This window comes from Caulobacter sp. S45 (assembly GCF_009765965.1).
GTDB lineage: Bacteria > Pseudomonadota > Alphaproteobacteria > Caulobacterales > Caulobacteraceae > CAHJWH01.
This window is the reverse complement of the sequence record NZ_LMUL01000014.1, coordinates 1,599,609-1,616,907: the sequence shown is the minus strand read 5'-3', so window position 1 is coordinate 1,616,907 and position 17,299 is coordinate 1,599,609. Positions and strand designations below refer to the sequence as shown.

The following is a 17,299-nucleotide window of genomic DNA, read 5'->3' as shown; positions in this document are numbered from 1 at the left end:
CGGCTGTCGGTGGCGCGAGCAAGGCGACACGGCCGTCGCTGCGTGCGGCGTCATGTTCCCGGTTGTAACGAGTTTGTCGCAGGCGTGTCACGGGCGCGTTCAATTGAGTGAATATTGAGGCGGATACGAGCGGGTGCGTCTGTTTTGAAACCTGCCGGGTGCGAGGGGAAATTTTATGTCGACTATGAAACGGCTCGTCGCGGGGGCGGCGACGACGGTGCTGGCCTGCGCCTTCCTTGCTACGGCCGCCTCTGCGCAGGACATCACCGGCGGCATCAGTGGCAAGATCACCGACGACGCCGGCAAGCCGCTGGCCAATGTGCCGGTGACGATTGTCTTCAAGGGCACCAACGCCACCCTGAAGACCACCACGGGGAGCGACGGCTTCTACAGCCTGCGCAACCTCCAGGTCGGCGGACCCTACGAGGTCACCGCCGGCGACACCGCCCACCAGACCAAGACCACCGAGGTTCCGGGCATCGGCGTCGGCGACCCCTACCAGCTGAACCTGACGCTCGAGGGCGCCGGCGCCGAGGTGCAGACGGTGACGGTGCACGCCTCGCGCATCGGCGGCGCCAACATCACCCAGACGGGTCCGCGCTCGACCTTCTCCGCCAACGACATCCAGCAGCTTCCGTCCTTCACCCGCGACCTGAAGGACACCGCCCGCCTCAATCCGTTCGTCACCGTCGACCCGACCAACTCGAACGCGCTCTATATCGCAGGCAACAACAACAAGGTCAGCACCGTCTACCTGGACGGCGTGCGCCAGTCGGACAACTTCGGCCTGGGCAACAGCGGCTATCCCACCCAGCGCTCGCCCTTCTCGATCGACATCGTTCAGTCGTTCAACGTCGAGGTCGCCCCCTATGACGTGAAGTACGGCGACTTCCAGGGCGGCCTGCTGAACGTCGTCACCAAGTCGGGCACCAACGAGTTCCACGGCAGCGCCTTCTACGAGTACGACTCCAGCGAGCTGGGCGAGGGCCAGGTCATCGGCGCCAACGCCGTCCACCAGCCGGCCTGCGCCAACGGCGCGGCGAGCGGCACGGGCTGCGGCGATCGCATCGTGACGACCAAGTTCCAGGACAAGAATTACGGCGGCTACCTGAGCGGCCCGATCATCCCCGACAAGTTGTTTTTCTTTGTCGACTACGAAGAGTACCAGTCGCCGAAGCTGATCAACCTGACCCCGTCAGACGTGCAGGGCCCCAACCCGGTCAAGGGCATCACCTCGGGCAACGTCAACCAGATCTCCAGCATCCTGCAGAACGCCTACGGCTACAATGCGGGCACCTTCGGCGCTTCGACGCCGATCGACAACAAGGACTACTTCGCGCGCCTGGACGCCAACCTGACGGACACGCAGCACCTATTCGTCACCTACCAGCGCACCGACGGTTCGTCGCTGAACGCGCCGAACGGCAGCACCGCCGGCACGCTGGGTCTGTCGTCGGACTACTATCTGCTCGAGCAGAACCTCGAGACCTACACCGCCGACCTGACCTCCCACTGGACCGACAAGCTCTCGACCGAGGTCGAATACACCCACCAGACCATCGCCACGCCCAGCGTGCTCGAAGGCGGTCCCTTCGCCATGTTCCGCGTAGTGCCGAGCGGCGCCGAGAGCAGTTCCAACCAGGGTGTGGTCATCGGCCCGGACCTGTCGCGCCAGGCCAACAATCTCAGCGTAACCGACCAGCAGATCAAGGCGCGGGTCAACTACACCCTGGGCGAGCACGTGCTGACGCTCGGATATGAGCACGAGGACGTGACCTCGTCCGACCTGTTCGTGCAGAACGCCACCGGCGTCTACACCTTCGACAGCACCTGTGGCGCCGGCAACGGCATCCTGAACCTGCAGAACCACCAGGCCTGCTCGTTCACCTACGCCAACGCCTTCGACAATAACCCGCTGACCGCGGCGCAGACGGTGAAGGACACCACCGACACGCTGTACCTGCAGGACGAGTTCCACCCCTTCGCCAACCTGACCGTGAAGGGCGGCCTGCGCTTCGAGTACTACAGCACCGGCGACAAGCCGCTGCTCAACCCGACCTTCCAGCAGACCTACGGCTTCCCCAACAACGGCACCATCGATGGCGAGAACATCCTGATGCCGCGCGTGGGCTTCAACTGGAAGCCGGATCCGACCCTGACCATCTACGGCGGCGCGGGCCTGTTCTCGGGCGGCAACCCGATCGTCTACACCTACGACAGCTACAACAACCCGGGCAATCTGATCGGGACCGTCAACGTCACCTGCGGCTCGGCCACCGCGCCGGCCTCGCCGGCTGCGACGGCGCAGTGTTCTTCGCTGCTCTCCAACGTCACCGGCAAGACCATCCCGGCCGCGGCCCAGCAGTTGGTGACCCAGCAGGCCAACGCCGGCCAGGGCGTGACCAACTCGATCGACCCGAACCTGAAGCCGTTCGCCGAGTGGAAGGCTTCGATCGGCGCGATCAAGACCTTCGATCTCGACAAGTATCATCTGGGCCACGACTGGCGCCTGCACCTGGACTATCTCTACCAGAAGACCCAGTACGCCCCGAACTGGGTGGACCTGAGCGAGACCCACAACGTCATCGGCACGGCTCCCGACGGGCGCCCGGTCTACAACCCGAACCGCTTCACCACCGCGCGTCCGACCGGCTACGACATCGAACTGGTCGACACCAACAAGGGCTTCGGCCACGTGGTGGCCGTGGGCATGGGCAAGACCTTCGCCGACCTGGGCCTCGATTTCGACTACACCTTCACGTGGCAGAACGTGAAGGACGTCAGCCCGGCGACCAGCTCGGTTGCGCTGTCGAACTACAAGCAGAACGCCACGGCCGATCCGAACAACCCCTCGCTGTCTACCTCGGCCTACGAGATCAAGTGGGAAAACAAGCTCTCAGTGAGCTGGTCGCACAAGTTCTTCGGCGATTTCGCCACCAAGGCGTCTCTGTACATGGAGTACCGCGCGGGCCTGCCGTTCAGCTACACCTTCTCCAGCACCACTTCGTCCTCGGCGGCGGTCGACAACCTGTTCGGCCAGAGCGGGGCGGCGGCGAGCGGCGGCGGCCAGCTGCTCTACGTGCCGAAGGCGGACTCGTCCGGCAACATCACCGCGACTTCCGACCCGAAGGTCACTTACGGGCCGGGCTTCAACGTGGCGCAGTTCAACACCTTCCTGCACCAGAGCGGCCTGATCAAGTACGACGGCCAGATTGCGCCGCGGAACGCCTTCACCGCCAGCGCAGTGACCACGGCCGATCTTCGCATCGAGCAGGAACTGCCGGCTTTCCTGCCGCACAAGGACTCCAAGCTGATCGGCTATCTGGACATCATCAACGTCCCGAACCTGCTGAACAAGAACTGGGGCACGATCTACCAGACCAGCTTCCCGGGCTTCCAAAGCCCGATCTCGGCCCAGAACTGTCAGGCGGCCCTGTCGAAGCTGAACCATTGCACGGCCGGCGTCGGCAATTTCTACGAGTACGACACCGCCAAGGCGGTTTCGCCCTCGGTGCAGACGCCCTTCGCGCCGGCGATCCCGACCTGGGCCATCCGCCTGGGCGTCCGCTACACCTTCTGATCCTGTCCACCTTCCTGTCCTTGGGGGCGGCCTTCGGGCCGCCCTTCTTGTTTGTGGATGGCGCCGTCGTGTCGCGCGCAGCTTGACGCCCGGCCCCGACTGCCCCAACTGCGGCGCGTCCGCCGCCTTGGACTTTCCAGGAAACTCTATGATCGCCCTGCAGACCCCGGCCGAATGGTCCCCGCACCGCGCCATGTGGCTGGGCTTCCCCAGTCACCCGGAGCTGTGGGAGGACGACCTTGCGCCGGCGCAAGCCGAGGTGGCGGCTCTGGCGCGTGCGCTGGCCGGTCCCGGCGCCGAGCGGGTGCGGATGATGGTGCGGGGCGAAGAAGCCGAAGCCGCCGCCCGCGCCCTGCTGGGCAAGGGCTCGGGCGTGGAGATCGTGCGGGCCCAGTTCGGCGACATCTGGATGCGCGACACCGGCCCGATCTTCGTCAAGGACGGCGAGGAGACGGTGGCCTCCGCCTTCCGCTTCAACGGCTGGGGCGGCAAGTACCAGCTCGACGACGACGACCTGGTGGCCGAGCAGATCGCCGCCGCCTCCGGGACGCGGCGAACCGAAAACGACTTCGTGCTCGAGGGTGGGGCGGTGGACGGCGACGGGGCGGGCGCGATCCTGTCGACCCGCCAGTGCCTGCTCAACCCCAACCGCAATCCGGGCTGGACCCAGGCCAAGGCCGAAGCGGCGCTGGCCTCGGCGCTGGGCGTGAAGAAGGTGCTGTGGCTGGGCGAAGGCCTAGCCAACGACCACACCGACGGCCACGTCGACAACCTGGCCCGCTTCGTGGCGCCGGGCGTGGTCGCCAGCCCCGTCGCCTACGGCCGCGACGACCCCAACATCGACGTCTACGCCGAGACCGCCCGGTGTCTGGCCAGCATGACCGATGCGCGCGGCGTGGCGCTGCAGGTGATGCGCATTCCGTCTCCCGGCCGCATCCTGGACCTGGACGGCGACGTGGTGCCGGCCTCGCACATGAACTTCATCATCGCCAACGAGGCGGTGATCATGCCGGTCTATGAGGAACGCGCCAGCCCGCTGGCGCTCGACGCCCTGCGCGCGGCCTTCCCCGAACGCGAGGTGATCGGCCTGTCGTCGCGCGCCATCCTGACCGGCGGCGGGTCGTTCCACTGCATCACCCAGCAGGAGCCCGCCTGATGGCCCGCACGCTTTCGGTCGGCCTTATCCAGACCGCCTATGGCCTGGACATGGCCGACAACATCGCCCGCACCGTCGACTTCGTGCGGCTGGCGGCGGATCGCGGCGCCCAGGTGATCCTGCCGTCCGAGCTGTTCCAGGGGCCGTACTTCTGCGTCACCCAGGAGGAGAAGTGGTTCGCCACCGCCCATCCCTGGCGCGAGCACCCCTGTGTGCTGGCCCTGGCGCCGGTGGCGGCGGAGCTGGGGGTGGCGATCCCGGTCTCGATCTACGAGTGCGACGGGCCGCACTACTTCAACAGCCTGGTGATGCTGGACGCCGACGGCTCGCCGCTGGGCGTGTACCGCAAGAGCCACATCCCCGACGGGCCGGGCTATCAGGAGAAGTACTATTTCCGTCCGGGGGACACGGGCTTCAAGGTCTGGGACACCCGCTTCGGCCGCATCGGCACGGGCATCTGCTGGGACCAGTGGTATCCCGAGGCCGCGCGCGCCATGACCCTGATGGGCGCCGAGGTGCTGTTCTATCCGACCGCCATCGGCTCGGAGCCGCACGATTCCAGCCTGGACACCCGCGATCCCTGGCGGCGCGTGATGCAGGGGCATGCGGTCGCCAACGTCATCCCGGTGGTCGCCGGCAACCGCATCGGCACCGAGCCGGGGCCGACCGGCGGCCAGACCTTCTACGGCTCGTCCTTCATCGCCGACCATCGCGGCGACCTGCTCCAGGCGTTCGAGCGCGAGGACGAGGGCGTGCTGGTGCAGGGCTTCGACCTGGACTTCCTGCGCACCCACCGCGCCGCCTGGGGCTTCTTCCGCGACCGCCGCACCGATCTGTACGAGGCCCTAGGGCCGCGCCGCACGTTCGAAGGGGCTGGACGTTAAGGCTTCTCCTCCCCTGCGCAGCGGAGGATGAGGGCTGATCGAGTGAAAAGCGAGGAGAGGAAAGGAGCCGCGTCCGCCGTAGGCTGGGCCCACAGCGGACGCGAGGGACTTTGGACCTCCATCCAAGACCTGTAGATTGGCCCCAATCGGCACTGTGGCCTAATCACCATGGCGTGAAGCGCGGGAGACGCACTCTGTGAGAACTTTCCATCCGCCACGACGTGTCCTGCTCGGCCCCGGCCCGTCCGAGGTGTCGTCGCGGGTGCTGCTGGCGGGCGCGCGGCCGACCATCGGCCACCTCGATCCGGCCTTCATCGGCCTGATGGACGAGATCAAGGGCGGCCTCACCCGTCTGTTCCGCGCGCCGCAGCACGCCTGCCTCCCGTTGCCGGGTCCGGGCACGGCGGGCATGGAGGCGGCGATCATGAACCTGCTCGAACCCGGCCAGGCGATCGTGGTGGCGGTCAACGGCGTGTTCGGGCGTCGCATGGGCGAGATGGCCGAGCGCGCCGGGGCCGAGGTGATCCGGGTCGAGCACGCCATGGGCGAGCCGGTCGACCCTGCCCGCGTCGAGGCCGCCCTATGGGCGCGCGGGGCTAAGGCCCTGGCCTTCGTGCATGCGGAGACCTCCACCGGCGTGGTCAGCGATCCCGGCCCGCTCTGCGCCCTGGCGCGCGAGCATGGGGCGCTGAGCATCGTGGACTGCGTCACCTCGCTGGGCGGCATACCCGTCGATGCGGCGGGGTGGGGAGCCGATGTGCTCTATTCCGGCACGCAGAAGTGTCTCTCAGCCCCGCCGGGCCTGTCGCCCTTTGCGCTCGGACCGCGCGCGCGGGAGGCGGTAGCGGCGCGCAAGACCCGCGCCCGGACCTGGCTCTACGACTTCGACCTGCTGATGGGCTACTGGAGCGGGACGGGCGGGCGCAGTTACCATCACACCGCACCGATCAACGCCCTTTATAGCCTGCACGAGGCTCTGGTCGCGCTCGAGGAGGAGGGGGTGGAACAGGCTTTCGCCCGTCACCGCCGGGTGCACGAGGGGTTCGTCGCTGGGGTGGAGGCGCTCGGCCTGCGCCTGCCGGTGGCGCCGGCGGCGCGCCTGCCGCAGCTCAATGTGGTCGAGGCTCCGCTCGGGGTGGACGAAGCCCGGGCGCGCGCCTTGATGCTCGATCGTTTCGGCGTAGAGATCGGCGGCGGGCTGGGCGACTGGGCCGGCCGGGTCTGGCGGGTTGGGCTGATGGGCGCCTCCGCGACGCCGGGCCACGTGCGCCTGTTCCTGGAGGCTATGGCCAGCGCCCTCAACGCCCAGGGGCACGCGAGCAATGTGCAGGTGGCGCTGGACGCGGCGGACGCTCGATTCGGCCCCGTCTAGCGTTCAGCCGGCCGCGAGGCGAAGCAATCCCGCCACGCCGACGACGCACAGCACCGTGGAGAGCGCCGCTACGGCGGCGTAGATGGCGGGGCGCTGGGCGCGGCGTCTGAGCCTGTCGATAGCCATGCGCCGTCATAGAGCCGATCACGCGGCGTTTGAAAGGGCTTTGACAGGTTCCGTTTCCGCCCGCGGCCTGGCGGAAGGTGAGGTGACGCCAAATTTTGACTCATCTGCTAAATAGATCATCCGGATCGGCGGGCGATATCGCGACGCCTTGGCGCCCGAATATGAGAGCGGGCGCGCAAGCTTGACCTTTCCGGCCGTTTCCATCCCTGTGCTCAGCTCTTCAATGCCGGGAACGATAGGATTCACCGTGGGCGCAATCCGCAGTGCGCTCTCACTCCGGTAGGCTAAGCCCCCTATTCTGTTGCTATAATCCCACAGCGCGGGCGAGCGGCTGGTGCGAAATGGGACTAAATTGACGAAAATGGCAAAATATGGTAATTGCTTAGATGGTTTTCACGGGAAGTTGTTTTCTGGCCGTTGACTTGGCCTACGTTTTCCCCTCATGTCCTAATTGTGAAGGCAGCAAACGCCCAGACGTTTGGCCCTTCCGGCGTTTCGGGGAGGAAACGCCCCTTAATTTCAAAAGCCTTGGCCCGCCGCAAAGTCCCCTGCGGCGGGTTTCGGTTTTTCGGCTTCCAAATCAAATAAAATTGACGCGGTAGGCAAAACGAATTCATCGATGATGAACGGTCGCCGTCCGGTCGTGCGCGCCGACCCGAGCGTCCGGCGCTGAAGCTGCTCGTTAGACGCGCTTCGCCGCCAGCACGGCGTTCAGTCCCCCGAAAGCGAACGAGCTGGATATCAGCGCATCGCCGTTGAACGGGGTGGGCTCCAGCGCCAGGGGCACGTCGCAGTCGGGGTCGCGCTCCAACCAGTTCAGCACCGGCGGCGCCAGGCGGTTGCGCATCGCCATCAGTCCGATCAGGAATTCGAGCGCGCCGCCCCCGCCGATCAGGTGGCCATGGGTGGATTTGGTGGCGATGACCAGCTTGTCCCGCATCTCCGCGCCATAGGCCGCCTTCATCCCGGCGGTCTCCGCCTTGTCGTTCAGCACGGTGCCGGTGCCGTGGCTGGAGATCAGCGTCGGGGCGTCCAGCGGAATGCCCGCATCGGCATGGGCGGCGCGCAACGCCGCCTCCGAGCCGGCGGGATTGGGCATGGTCAGGTGGTGGGCGTCCGAAGACGCGCCCATCCCGGCCAGTTCGCCATAGATGGTCGCGCCGCGGGCGCGAGCGTGCTCGTAGGACTCCAGCACCAGCATGGCGGCGCCTTCGCCCAGCACCAGGCCCTTGCGTCCGGCCGAAAAGGGCCGGCAGGTGTCCGGAGCCATGGCCCGCAGCGCCGTCCAGCTCAGCCACGAACCCAGGGTCAACGCCGCCTCGCCGCCGCCGACCAGGGCCACGTCGGTGCGGCCGGCGCGGATCATGTGCATGGCCTCGCCGATGGCGTGGGCGGAGGACGAGCAGGCGCTCGATATGGTGAAGGCCAGTCCGCGCACCCCGAACATCATGGAGAGCTGGGCGGCGGGCGCGCTGATCATCGACTTGGGGATGGTCAGCGGATGCACCGAGCCGAGCTTGCGGTCGTAGATGCGGCTGAAGCCCTCCTCGAAGGTGGCGTTGCCGCCGCTGCCGGCGCCGAACAGGATGGCGGTGCGGGTGTCCAGCACCGGATCGTCGACCAGGCCCGCATCGCTCAGCGCTTCCAGCGCGGCGACGGCGGCGAAGGCGGCCAGGGGGTCGAGGCTGGCCATCGCCTTGGCGCCGAACCGCGCCGCCACGCCGGACAGGTCCAGGCCGTTCACGGGCGCGGCCGGCCCCTGGAACTGCAGCCCCGGATGATCGCCGTAGCTCTTGGAAAATGGGACGATGCCCGAGCGCCCTTCGATCAGGGCGGCCCAGGTCGGATTCACCCCCTGGCCCAGCGCGGAGACGCAGCCCAGGCCCGTGATGACGACGCGCATCCTAGGAGCCGACGGCCCCGGCGGCGGGCGGTTGGCTCTTGGCCACCACCATGTCCACGAAGTCCTGCACCGTCTTGCAGTCGGCGAAGTCGGTCTGCTCCACCACCAGCTCGAACTGGTCCTCCAGCGCGAAGGTGACGCTGATCATGTCCAGGGAGGCGATATCGAGCTGTTCCAGGGTGGCGGCAGGGTCGAGCTTCTCCCGGTCGATCGGCACCTCCTGGGAGATGACGTCCAGCACCTGATCCGCCGTTACCGTCATGGATGCGTCCTTCAGCGGCCCCGCCGGCAATGGCCGGCGGCGAGCCTTGTAGCCTGTAACATAGGCGAAATGAATCCAAGGCGGCAGGGCTGAGGACGCAGTCGTGATCGAAAGCCGCCCAGGCCCTGGGCAGGTGTGCGATGACACGAGCGCAAACGCGTTCTATGGCTTGGCCGTGAGCCCGATCGCACCCGCCCTGACCGCCGAGCCCAAAGCGTCCGTGACGCTGGCGGCGCTGAGCCTGCTGTTCTTCGTGGTCACCGCAGGCACGTTCAGCTCGCTGGGCGTGGTGCTGCCCGACATGGTGCGCACGCTGAACTGGACCTGGACCCAGGCCGGGCTGGGCTTCACCATCCTGGCGGTGGTCTGCGGGCTGGCCAGCTACGCCCCCACCCTGGTGATCCGCACGCTCGGCGTGCGCGCCACCCTGGCGCTGGGCGGCGCGGTGATGGCGGCGGGGTTCGCCTGCCTGTATTTCGCGCACGGCGTGGGGCTCTACTACCTTGGCGCGGGGCTGGAGGGCCTGGGCTTCGCGCTCACCGCCATCATCCCCGGCGCCTATGTGCTGGCGCGCAGTTTTCGGCACGTGTCGGCCGCGCTCGGGGTCTATTTCACCGTCGGCGGCCTCGGCGGCGTCGCCGGTCCCTGGCTGTATTTCCTGGTGCGCGCAGCGTCGGGCGACTGGCGCGCCTACTGGCTGACCCTGGCCATCGCCTGCCTGTTCCTAGGGCCGCTGGCGGCGCTCAGCGTGCGCGACCTGGACGTGGGCGAGAGCCAACCCTCCTCGGTCGAGGCGACGGCCGCGCCTCGACCGCCGATCTTCCGCACCGCCTATGACTGGACCGTGCGCCAGGCGCTGGGCACCTGGCAGTTCTGGGTGATCGTGGCCGCCTACACCACCAACCTGCTGGTCGAGGTCACGGTCAACAGCGCCTCGGTGGCGCACCTGACTGGGCGCGGCGTGGCGGCCGACGTGGCCGGCGCGGTGCTCAGCCTCCAGGCCCTGGTCAGCGTGGTCGCGCGTGGCATCGGCGGGGGGCTCGGCGAGCGGGTCGATCCGCGCAAGCTGACCGCCATCGCGCTGGGCCTGCTGGCGGTGGGCGTCGGCGCGCTGGCCCTGGCCCACGGCGGTGGGATGATCGGGGCCTACGCGCTCCTGGTGGGGGCGGGCTACGGGCTGAACTACCTGGCGGCGACGGTGCTGCTGCTGAACTATTTCGGGCGGGGCAAGAACCTGGAACTGTTCTCCACCATGTGCCTGATCTCCACCGTGGCCGCCTTCGGCCCGGTCCTGGCCGGCCGCATCAAGGACGCCACCGGCGACTTCGCCCCCGCCTTCTGGGTGATCGCTGGGGTGTCCGCGCTCGTGCTGGTGGCGATGGCGGCGATGCGACCGCCGAAGCCGCCGGTGGTGAGCAAGGCAGCGGTTTAGCGGCGGCTATAACAGAGTCCGGACTCGAGCGGTATAAGGCCGCTTAATCCGCCGATCCGCTTGCCGCGTTGTAAGTGGCCGTCCAAAGCCTATCGAAAGCCGGGCTCATACACTGACGTTCAGGTGCATGTCCCATGTGTCCGCCAAGTCGAACAGACAATGAAATGATGGAGTCCGCTATAGGGGGTCTCATTGCAAATCTTTGACCCTGCTTACGAGCTTGCTCGTCTTCATCATCGCAAGCCTTCGACCTAAGTCCTTCCGCCAAGCTAATCTCAATAACATTTCTTAGAGTATTTAATTCGTCCGAACCGAGCTGGCGTTTTGTTTCAACCCAATCGGGTTGCTCACCGCTTCTGACTGAACCGAATTTACTACTCCGCTTCACCGCGTCGCCGGTTTCCAGATCGATCGAAATCTCCAAACCGGCAGTCGTCAAACCACCGACGGTAAGATTTATGTAATCGCCTTGGCTTTTATGGACGACCATATTGTGCTTGCCTCAATCTTTCGGACGCACGAACAATCTCATCACATTCCTATGTTCGTCTAGATCGCGGGAGGCAAATTTCCTGTAACATCCGTTGGAGCGTCATCCCTGAGCTTCGCCTGCATTAAGCCAGAGAGGGCGTAGCAAAACCGCCGCGCGCGCCCTCCCATCCCACCATCGTTCATGAGTGATTAAAGCCGTCCCCTCATGGTGGCGCAGGGCTGTGTCGCGCCCTTAGGATCGCCGCCTTGCGTAACCTGATCGCCGCCGTCGAGCGGATCGATCCCTTGACCGTCTCCGGCCGCGTCGCGGCGGTGAACGGGCTGCTGATCGAGGCCAAGGGGGGGCTGACCCGCCTGCCCATCGGCGCGCGCGCCGACATCGAGCGCCCGCGCGACCAGTGGCTACCGGCCGAGGTCGTGGGCTTTCGCGACACCCGCGCCCTGCTGATGCCGTTCGGCCCGGTCGAGGGCGTGGCGCCGGGGGCCGAGATCCGCATCCGCCCCGAGGGCGACACCGTGCGCCCGACGCTGGCCTGGCGCGGCCGCATCATCGACGCCTTCGGCGACCCCATCGACGGCAAGGGACCGCTGCCCCAGGGCCAGGTGGCCTATTCCCTGCGCGCGCCGCCGCCGGCCGCCCATGCGCGCGGCCGGGTGGGCGAGCGGCTGGACCTGGGCGTGCGCGCCATGGACGTGTTCACCACCTGCTGCCGGGGCCAGCGGCTCGGCGTGTTCGCCGGCTCTGGCGTCGGCAAGTCGGTGCTGCTGTCGATGCTGGCGCGCGAGGCCACCTGCGATGCGGTGGTGGTCGGGCTGATCGGCGAGCGGGGCCGCGAAGTCCGCGAATTCATCGAGGAGACGCTCGGCGAGGCGGGCCTGTCGCGCGCCATCGTGGTGGTCGCCACCTCCGACGAACCGGCCCTGAAGCGCCGCCAGGCCGCCTACCTGACGCTGGCCATCGCCGAGTTCCTGCGCGACCAGGACCTGGAGGTGCTGTGCATGATGGACAGCGTCACCCGCTTCGCCATGGCCCAGCGCGAGATCGGCCTGGCCGCCGGCGAACCGCCGACCACCAAGGGCTACACCCCCACCGTCTTCACCGAACTGCCCAAGCTGTTGGAGCGCGCCGGTCCTGGACCGGTCCGCCCGGACGGCACCATGGCGGGGCCGATCACCGGCATCTTCACCGTGCTGGTGGACGGGGACGACCACAACGAGCCGATCGCCGACGCGGTGCGCGGTATCCTGGACGGTCACATCGTCATGGAACGGACGATCGCCGAACGCGGGCGCTTTCCGGCCATCAACGTGTTGAAGTCGATCAGCCGCACCATGCCCGGCTGCCAGACCCTGCCCGAGCGCGAGGTCGTCAAGGGCGCGCGCCAGGTAATGGCCGCCTACGCCAACATGGAGGAGCTGATCCGCATCGGGGCCTACCGCGCCGGCTCCGACCCGATCATCGACCGCGCCATCGTGCTCAACCCGGCGCTGGAAGCCTTCCTGACCCAGAACAAGGACGAGGCCTGTTCGCTGGCCCAGTCCTTCGCCCAGCTCCACGCCATCCTGGAAAGTTCAGCCCCCATGCCCGGTAGCCTCGCATGAGCTGGAGGGAGTCGCTGATCCGGCTGGCCGATCTCGAGATCGAGACCCTGCAGAAGCGGTTGAAGTATATCGCCGACCGCAGGTTCGCCCTCGAACTGGTGCTGGAAAGTCTGCAGGTGGAGGGCCGCCAGGAAAGCGTCCACGCCACCAACGACGCCCAGGCCGGCTGGTATCTGGTCGGCTATCGCGAGGCGCTGAAGCAGCGCCAGGCCAAGGCTCAGGCCGACCTGAACGTCTGCATCATGGAAGAGCAGGGCGCGCGCGACGCGCTGGGCCGCGCTTTCGAGGAGCAGAAGAAATACGAGAACCTGGCCGAGGCCGCGCGCAAGGCCGCCGCCGGCGTCGCCGCCAAGCGCGAGACCGCCGCCCTGGACGAGATCGCGTTGCGGCGCACAGGCACGCGGTGACCCAAGGCGCGGCGAACCGGCCGCACCGCCGCGCCCTGTTGGCGGCGGGCGGGGCGCTGGCCCTGTCGGGCTGCGGGCGCGGTCAGGCCGAGGCGTCCGGCGCCACGCTTTATGATGTTCCCCGTCCCGATCCGCCGCCGGCGCTAAAGGAGCTGGCTGGCTTTCCCCTCGGGACCTGCGTCTCCACCGGTCTGATCGACGATCCGGACTGGGCGACGCTCGCCACCCGCCAATGCTCCCAGGTCACCGCCGAGTGGGAGATGAAGATGGAGTCGATCCTCAAGGACGACGGGACCTTCGACTTCACCCGCGCCGACAGGATCGCCGCCTTCGCCCAGCGCGAGGACCTGCGCCTGTTCGGCCATACCCTGGTCTGGTACGCCCAGGACCCGCCGGCCCTGAAGCGGATCGACGGTGACAAGCGGGCCTTCGACAACGCGGTGCGCAACTACATCCTCGCCGTGGTAGGCCGCTATCGCGGGCAGGCGGTCGCCTGGGACGTGGTCAACGAGGCGGTGACCGAGCACGGCGAGGGCCTGCGCGACTGCATCTACAGCCGCAACCTCGGCCAGGAGGACTACATGCTCCTGGCCTTCCAGTACGCCCGCGAGGCCGACCCCCAGGCGGTGCTGTTGATCAACGACTACAATCTTGAGGTCACGCCGGCCAAGCGTGCGACCTTCATGCGGCTGGTCGAGCGGCTGCTTAAGCGCGGCGCCCCCATCGGCGGGATCGGCACCCAGACCCATATCGACATCCACCTGCCGCCCGGCGCCGGCCGCACCGCCATCCGCGAACTGGCGAGTTTCGGCCTGCCGATCCACGTCTCGGAGCTGGACGTGTCGCTGCGCGGCGACCGGATGGACTTACGCCCGCGCGAGCAGAAGCTGGCGGCCCAGGCCGGGCGCTACGCCGAGGTGATGGGCGCGTTCCTCGACCTGCCGCCGCGCCAGCGCTTCGCCTTCACCACCTGGGGCCTGCGCGACAAGGACAGTTGGCTGCGTCGCTCCCCGAACGCCGGCGACGGGACCGACGCGCCCCTGACCTTCGACGACCATGGTCATGCCAAGCCCGGTTTCTGGGCGCTGGCCGACGCGCTGCAAACACGTCGCTGAGCCGAGACCGGGCGTGCATCGCGCCTGCCGCCTCGTTATGCTGGCGCGAAATACAGCGATGCGGAGTCGTCATGTCGGGCAATCTGAAAGCGATGTTGGCCGGGCTGGCCCTGGCCCTCGGCCTGGGTGCGGCCGTTCCGGCGGTCGCCGCGCCGGACCAGATCACCGTGTTCGCCGCCGCGTCGCTGAAGAACAGTCTGGACGAGGCCGACGCCGCCTATACCAAGCGCACCGGCGCGGTGATCCACGCCTCCTACGCCGCCTCCTCGGTGCTCTCGCGCCAGATCGGCCAGGGCGCGCCGGCCGACGTGTTCATCTCCGCCGACAGCGACTGGATGGACGCGCTCGCCAAACAGGACCAGATCAAGCCGGCTTCGCGCCGCGATCTGCTGACCAACCACCTGGCCCTGATCGCGCCGGCCGCCTCGACGGTGAAGTTGAAGATCGGGCGCGGGATGCCGCTGGTCCAGGCGCTGGGCGACGGCAAGCTGGCCATGGCCGGGGCGGACGTGCCGGCGGGGCGCTACGGCAAGACGGCGCTGACGGCGCTGGGCGTGTGGCCCCAGGTCGAGGCCAAGGTGGTCTACGGCGAAAGCGTGCGCGCGGCCCTTACCTTCGTCGACCGGGGCGAGGCGCCACTCGGCGTCGTCTACGACACCGACGCCAAGATCGATCCGGGCGTGCGGATCGTGGGCCTGTTCCCCGAGGACACCCACCCGCTCATTCGCTACCCCATCGCCCTGACCAAGGGCGCGAACGGCGCCGCCGACGCCTATGTCCGCTTCCTGGAGGGCCCCGAAGCGGCGGCGGTGTTCCACAAGTACGGCTTCGTCTCGCTGGCGAAGTAGTGCTCGCCATCGGATGACAGCAGGCGGCCAACTGTGCGAGGTTCGGCCGCCATGACCTCCGACTCCCTGCTCTACGCCGCCCTGCAGATGCGGCGCGGCGACGACTCCCGCGTGGGCGCGGAGCGGATCGCGCTGTTGAAGGCCATCCACGAGCACGGCTCGATCTCGGCTGGCGGGCGGGCGGTGGGGATCACCTACCGTTCGGCCTGGGATGCGGTGCAGGCGCTGAACAACCTGTTCGACCGGCCATTGGTGGTGGGCCAGACCGGCGGTCGCCAGGGCGGCGGCGCCGTTCTAACCCCGGCGGGCGAGGCGGTCATCGCGGGATTCGAGCATCTGAACACCGCCCTGCAGACGGTTATGGCCCAACTTCAGTCCGCCGTTTCGGGGCATAGCGAGCCCCACCTCGACACCTTCCTTTGGAGCCTCGGCATGAAGACCAGCGCGCGCAACGCCTTTCGCGGAACGGTGTCCAGCATCACCCAGGGGGCGGTGAACTGCGAGGTGACGCTGAAGATCAGCGATACGGTCCAGATCGTTTCCCTGGTCACCAAGGCCAGCGTGGAGGAGCTGGGGCTCGAGGTCGGCAAGCCGGCGGTGGCGCTGGTGAAGTCGAGCTTCGTGATCCTGGCGCCGGGCGCCGAGCCGCTGATCACCTCCGCCCGCAACTGCCTGACCGGGGTGGTGCTGCGCCACGAGACCGGGGCGGTGAACGACGAGGTCGTGCTGGAGCTTGACGTCGGCAAGACCCTGACCGCCACCATCACCCGCGAGAGCGGCGAGAGCCTGCCGTTCAAGGTCGGCGACAAGGCCCAGGCCCTGATCAAGGCCTCCCACGTGATCCTGGCGGTGGAGTAGACTTTTTCCCCTCTCCCCTTGCGGGAGAGGGAGGGACCCATTGCCTAGCAATGGGAGGGTGAGGGGTCGCGCCGCCTAAGTCGCCGATGTTCAGAGACCCCTCATCCTTCCCAGCTTTGCTGGGTCCCCTCCTTCTCCCGCAAGGAGAGAAGGAGTTTAAGCCTACGCCTTCACCACACCCCGCCGGATCTGGTCGAGCTCGATGGACTCGAACAGGGCCTGGAAGTTGCCGTTGCCGAAGCCCTGGTTGCCCTTGCGCTGGATGATCTCGAAGAAGATCGGACCGAACAGGTTCTCGGTGAAGATCTGCAGCAGCAGCCCCTCGCCGTGCACGTCGCCGTCGATCAGGATGCGGTTCCTGCGCATCCGCTCCATGTCCTCGCCGTGGCCGGGCACGCGCTCGTCGACCAGTTCGTAATAGGTGTCGATGGTGTCCTGCAGCCGGACGCCGCGCGCGCGCAGCCGCTCGACGGTGTCGAAGATGTCGGGCGTGGTCAGGGCCAGGTGCTGGATGCCCTCGCCGTTGTATTCGCGGATGAACTCCTCGATCTGGGAGTTCTCGTCCTGGCTTTCGTTCAGCGGGATGCGGATGGCCTTGTCGGGCGCGATCATCGCCTGGCTGAACAGGGCGGTCGCCTTGCCCTTGATGTCGAAGTACTTCTGCTCCTCGAAGCCGAAGATCCGGCTGTAGAAGCCGGACCACACCCGCATCTGGCCACGCTTCACGTTGTGGGTCAGGTGGTCGAGGATATCCAGGCCGACGCTGTTCTCAGCTTCCGCCGCGGCTGCGCCCGGGACCTGCTCCCAGCCGTCGTAGATCGAGCCCTTCGCGCCGTAGCGGTCGATTAGATACAGCAGGCTGCCGCCGATCCCCTCCACGACCTTGGCGTCTGCGCCCAGGGCGCTCGACCCCGCATCCGCCGGCCTGGCCCCACGGGCGATGGCTTCGGCGTAGGCGGCTTCGGCGTCATGCACCCGGAAGGCCATGCCGTTGGCGGAGGGGCCGTGGGCGGCGCGGAAAGCGGCGGCCTGACCGGACGGCGCGCGGTTGACGAGCAGGTTGATCCCCCCCTGCTTGTAGCGGACCACATCGCGTTCAGGATGGCGCGAAGCCGCCACGAAGCCGAGCTGCTCCAACAGCGCGATCATGCGGTCGGGCTGGGGGCTGGTGAATTCGACGAACTCGAAACCGTCTAGGCCGAGGGGATTGTCGTTGTGGTCCATGCGAAGGCGTCTCCGGGGGTGTCGGCGCAGCATGAGCG

General features: G+C 67.5%; 15 protein-coding genes. 10 read left to right on the top strand and 5 right to left on the bottom strand.

The window, feature by feature from the left end; translation table 11 throughout:
- Positions 1 to 175: 175 nt before the first annotated feature.
- The 4 genes from GSQ87_RS14590 to GSQ87_RS14575 all read left to right on the top strand — a co-directional run bounded on the left by GSQ87_RS14590 (position 176) and on the right by GSQ87_RS14575 (position 6,992).
- Positions 176 to 3,580 carry a carboxypeptidase regulatory-like domain-containing protein gene (locus tag GSQ87_RS14590; RefSeq protein ID WP_158916103.1) on the top strand — a complete coding sequence of 1,135 codons (3,405 nt, stop codon included), beginning with the start codon at positions 176 to 178 and terminating at the stop codon, positions 3,578 to 3,580.
- 148 nt (positions 3,581 to 3,728) lie between these two features.
- A complete protein-coding gene (locus GSQ87_RS14585) occupies positions 3,729 to 4,736 on the top strand; it encodes an agmatine deiminase family protein (protein ID WP_158916102.1) in 1,008 nt (335 codons plus the stop codon).
- Positions 4,736 to 5,620, top strand: coding sequence for an N-carbamoylputrescine amidase (gene aguB / locus GSQ87_RS14580; protein ID WP_158916101.1), 885 nt, complete (start codon positions 4,736 to 4,738; stop codon positions 5,618 to 5,620). The genes GSQ87_RS14585 and aguB overlap by 1 nt, the downstream gene beginning before the upstream one ends.
- A gap of 196 nt (positions 5,621 to 5,816) precedes the next feature.
- The gene (locus GSQ87_RS14575; protein ID WP_158916100.1) at positions 5,817 to 6,992 is read left to right on the top strand and encodes an alanine--glyoxylate aminotransferase family protein; all 1,176 of its coding nucleotides are present in this window, start codon (positions 5,817 to 5,819) and stop codon (positions 6,990 to 6,992) included.
- A 3-nt stretch (positions 6,993 to 6,995) separates the two neighbouring features.
- On the opposite strand, the gene GSQ87_RS22950 is transcribed toward GSQ87_RS14575, so the two are convergent.
- The 3 genes from GSQ87_RS22950 to GSQ87_RS14565 all read right to left on the bottom strand — a co-directional run bounded on the left by GSQ87_RS22950 (position 6,996) and on the right by GSQ87_RS14565 (position 9,283).
- Positions 6,996 to 7,118, bottom strand: a complete 123-nt coding sequence (locus GSQ87_RS22950; RefSeq protein ID WP_256375888.1) for a hypothetical protein — start codon at positions 7,116 to 7,118, stop codon at positions 6,996 to 6,998.
- A 682-nt stretch (positions 7,119 to 7,800) separates the two neighbouring features.
- Positions 7,801 to 9,021, bottom strand: a complete 1,221-nt coding sequence (locus GSQ87_RS14570) for a beta-ketoacyl synthase (RefSeq protein ID WP_158916099.1) — start codon at positions 9,019 to 9,021, stop codon at positions 7,801 to 7,803.
- Between the two features lies 1 nt (position 9,022).
- Positions 9,023 to 9,283 (bottom strand): acyl carrier protein, encoded by a 261-nt coding sequence (locus tag GSQ87_RS14565; protein ID WP_158916098.1) that lies wholly within the window; start codon positions 9,281 to 9,283, stop codon positions 9,023 to 9,025.
- A 175-nt stretch (positions 9,284 to 9,458) separates the two neighbouring features.
- Between GSQ87_RS14565 and GSQ87_RS14560 the strand changes: the two genes are divergently transcribed.
- Complete coding sequence (locus GSQ87_RS14560; RefSeq protein ID WP_254062982.1) at positions 9,459 to 10,715, top strand: CynX/NimT family MFS transporter; 1,257 nt, start codon at positions 9,459 to 9,461, stop codon at positions 10,713 to 10,715.
- A 43-nt stretch (positions 10,716 to 10,758) separates the two neighbouring features.
- Here the strand turns inward: GSQ87_RS14560 and GSQ87_RS14555 are convergent, their stop codons facing one another.
- Positions 10,759 to 11,205, bottom strand: coding sequence for a hypothetical protein (locus GSQ87_RS14555; RefSeq protein WP_158916097.1), 447 nt, complete (start codon positions 11,203 to 11,205; stop codon positions 10,759 to 10,761).
- A 248-nt stretch (positions 11,206 to 11,453) separates the two neighbouring features.
- On the opposite strand from GSQ87_RS14555, the gene fliI reads away from it, so the two are divergent.
- The 5 genes from fliI (at position 11,454) to GSQ87_RS14530 (ending at position 16,037) form a co-directional block, all read left to right on the top strand.
- Positions 11,454 to 12,809 carry a flagellar protein export ATPase FliI gene (gene fliI / locus GSQ87_RS14550; RefSeq protein WP_158916096.1) on the top strand — a complete coding sequence of 452 codons (1,356 nt, stop codon included), beginning with the start codon at positions 11,454 to 11,456 and terminating at the stop codon, positions 12,807 to 12,809.
- Positions 12,806 to 13,216, top strand: coding sequence for a flagellar export protein FliJ (locus GSQ87_RS14545; RefSeq protein ID WP_158916095.1), 411 nt, complete (start codon positions 12,806 to 12,808; stop codon positions 13,214 to 13,216). The genes fliI and GSQ87_RS14545 overlap by 4 nt, the downstream gene beginning before the upstream one ends.
- Positions 13,213 to 14,331: an endo-1,4-beta-xylanase gene (locus tag GSQ87_RS14540; RefSeq protein ID WP_158916094.1), complete on the top strand. Its 1,119-nt coding sequence runs from the start codon at positions 13,213 to 13,215 to the stop codon at positions 14,329 to 14,331. Before GSQ87_RS14545 ends, GSQ87_RS14540 begins: the two co-directional genes overlap by 4 nt.
- A gap of 71 nt (positions 14,332 to 14,402) precedes the next feature.
- A complete protein-coding gene (modA, locus tag GSQ87_RS14535) occupies positions 14,403 to 15,179 on the top strand; it encodes a molybdate ABC transporter substrate-binding protein (RefSeq protein ID WP_216839334.1) in 777 nt (258 codons plus the stop codon).
- A gap of 51 nt (positions 15,180 to 15,230) precedes the next feature.
- Complete coding sequence (locus GSQ87_RS14530; protein ID WP_158916093.1) at positions 15,231 to 16,037, top strand: TOBE domain-containing protein; 807 nt, start codon at positions 15,231 to 15,233, stop codon at positions 16,035 to 16,037.
- Positions 16,038 to 16,199: 162 nt separating this feature from the next.
- On the opposite strand, the gene hppD is transcribed toward GSQ87_RS14530, so the two are convergent.
- Entirely contained in the window at positions 16,200 to 17,261 is a 1,062-nt protein-coding gene (gene hppD / locus GSQ87_RS14525) for a 4-hydroxyphenylpyruvate dioxygenase (RefSeq protein WP_371416672.1), read from the bottom strand.
- Positions 17,262 to 17,299 lie beyond the last annotated feature (38 nt).

What these genes read in the sequence shown, in the direction of transcription:
- GSQ87_RS14590 (WP_158916103.1), top strand. Translation starts at nt 176, where the DNA reads ATGTCGACTATGAAACGGCTCGTCGCGGGGGCGGCGACGACGGTGCTG.
- GSQ87_RS14565 (WP_158916098.1), bottom strand. Translation starts at nt 9,283, where the DNA reads ATGACGGTAACGGCGGATCAGGTGCTGGACGTCATCTCCCAGGAGGTG.
- GSQ87_RS22950 (WP_256375888.1), bottom strand. Translation starts at nt 7,118, where the DNA reads ATGGCTATCGACAGGCTCAGACGCCGCGCCCAGCGCCCCGCCATCTAC.
- hppD (WP_371416672.1), bottom strand. Translation starts at nt 17,261, where the DNA reads ATGGACCACAACGACAATCCCCTCGGCCTAGACGGTTTCGAGTTCGTC.
- GSQ87_RS14545 (WP_158916095.1), top strand. Translation starts at nt 12,806, where the DNA reads ATGAGCTGGAGGGAGTCGCTGATCCGGCTGGCCGATCTCGAGATCGAG.
- GSQ87_RS14570 (WP_158916099.1), bottom strand. Translation starts at nt 9,021, where the DNA reads ATGCGCGTCGTCATCACGGGCCTGGGCTGCGTCTCCGCGCTGGGCCAG.
- GSQ87_RS14555 (WP_158916097.1), bottom strand. Translation starts at nt 11,205, where the DNA reads ATGGTCGTCCATAAAAGCCAAGGCGATTACATAAATCTTACCGTCGGT.
- GSQ87_RS14530 (WP_158916093.1), top strand. Translation starts at nt 15,231, where the DNA reads ATGACCTCCGACTCCCTGCTCTACGCCGCCCTGCAGATGCGGCGCGGC.
- GSQ87_RS14585 (WP_158916102.1), top strand. Translation starts at nt 3,729, where the DNA reads ATGATCGCCCTGCAGACCCCGGCCGAATGGTCCCCGCACCGCGCCATG.
- modA (WP_216839334.1), top strand. Translation starts at nt 14,403, where the DNA reads ATGTCGGGCAATCTGAAAGCGATGTTGGCCGGGCTGGCCCTGGCCCTC.
- aguB (WP_158916101.1), top strand. Translation starts at nt 4,736, where the DNA reads ATGGCCCGCACGCTTTCGGTCGGCCTTATCCAGACCGCCTATGGCCTG.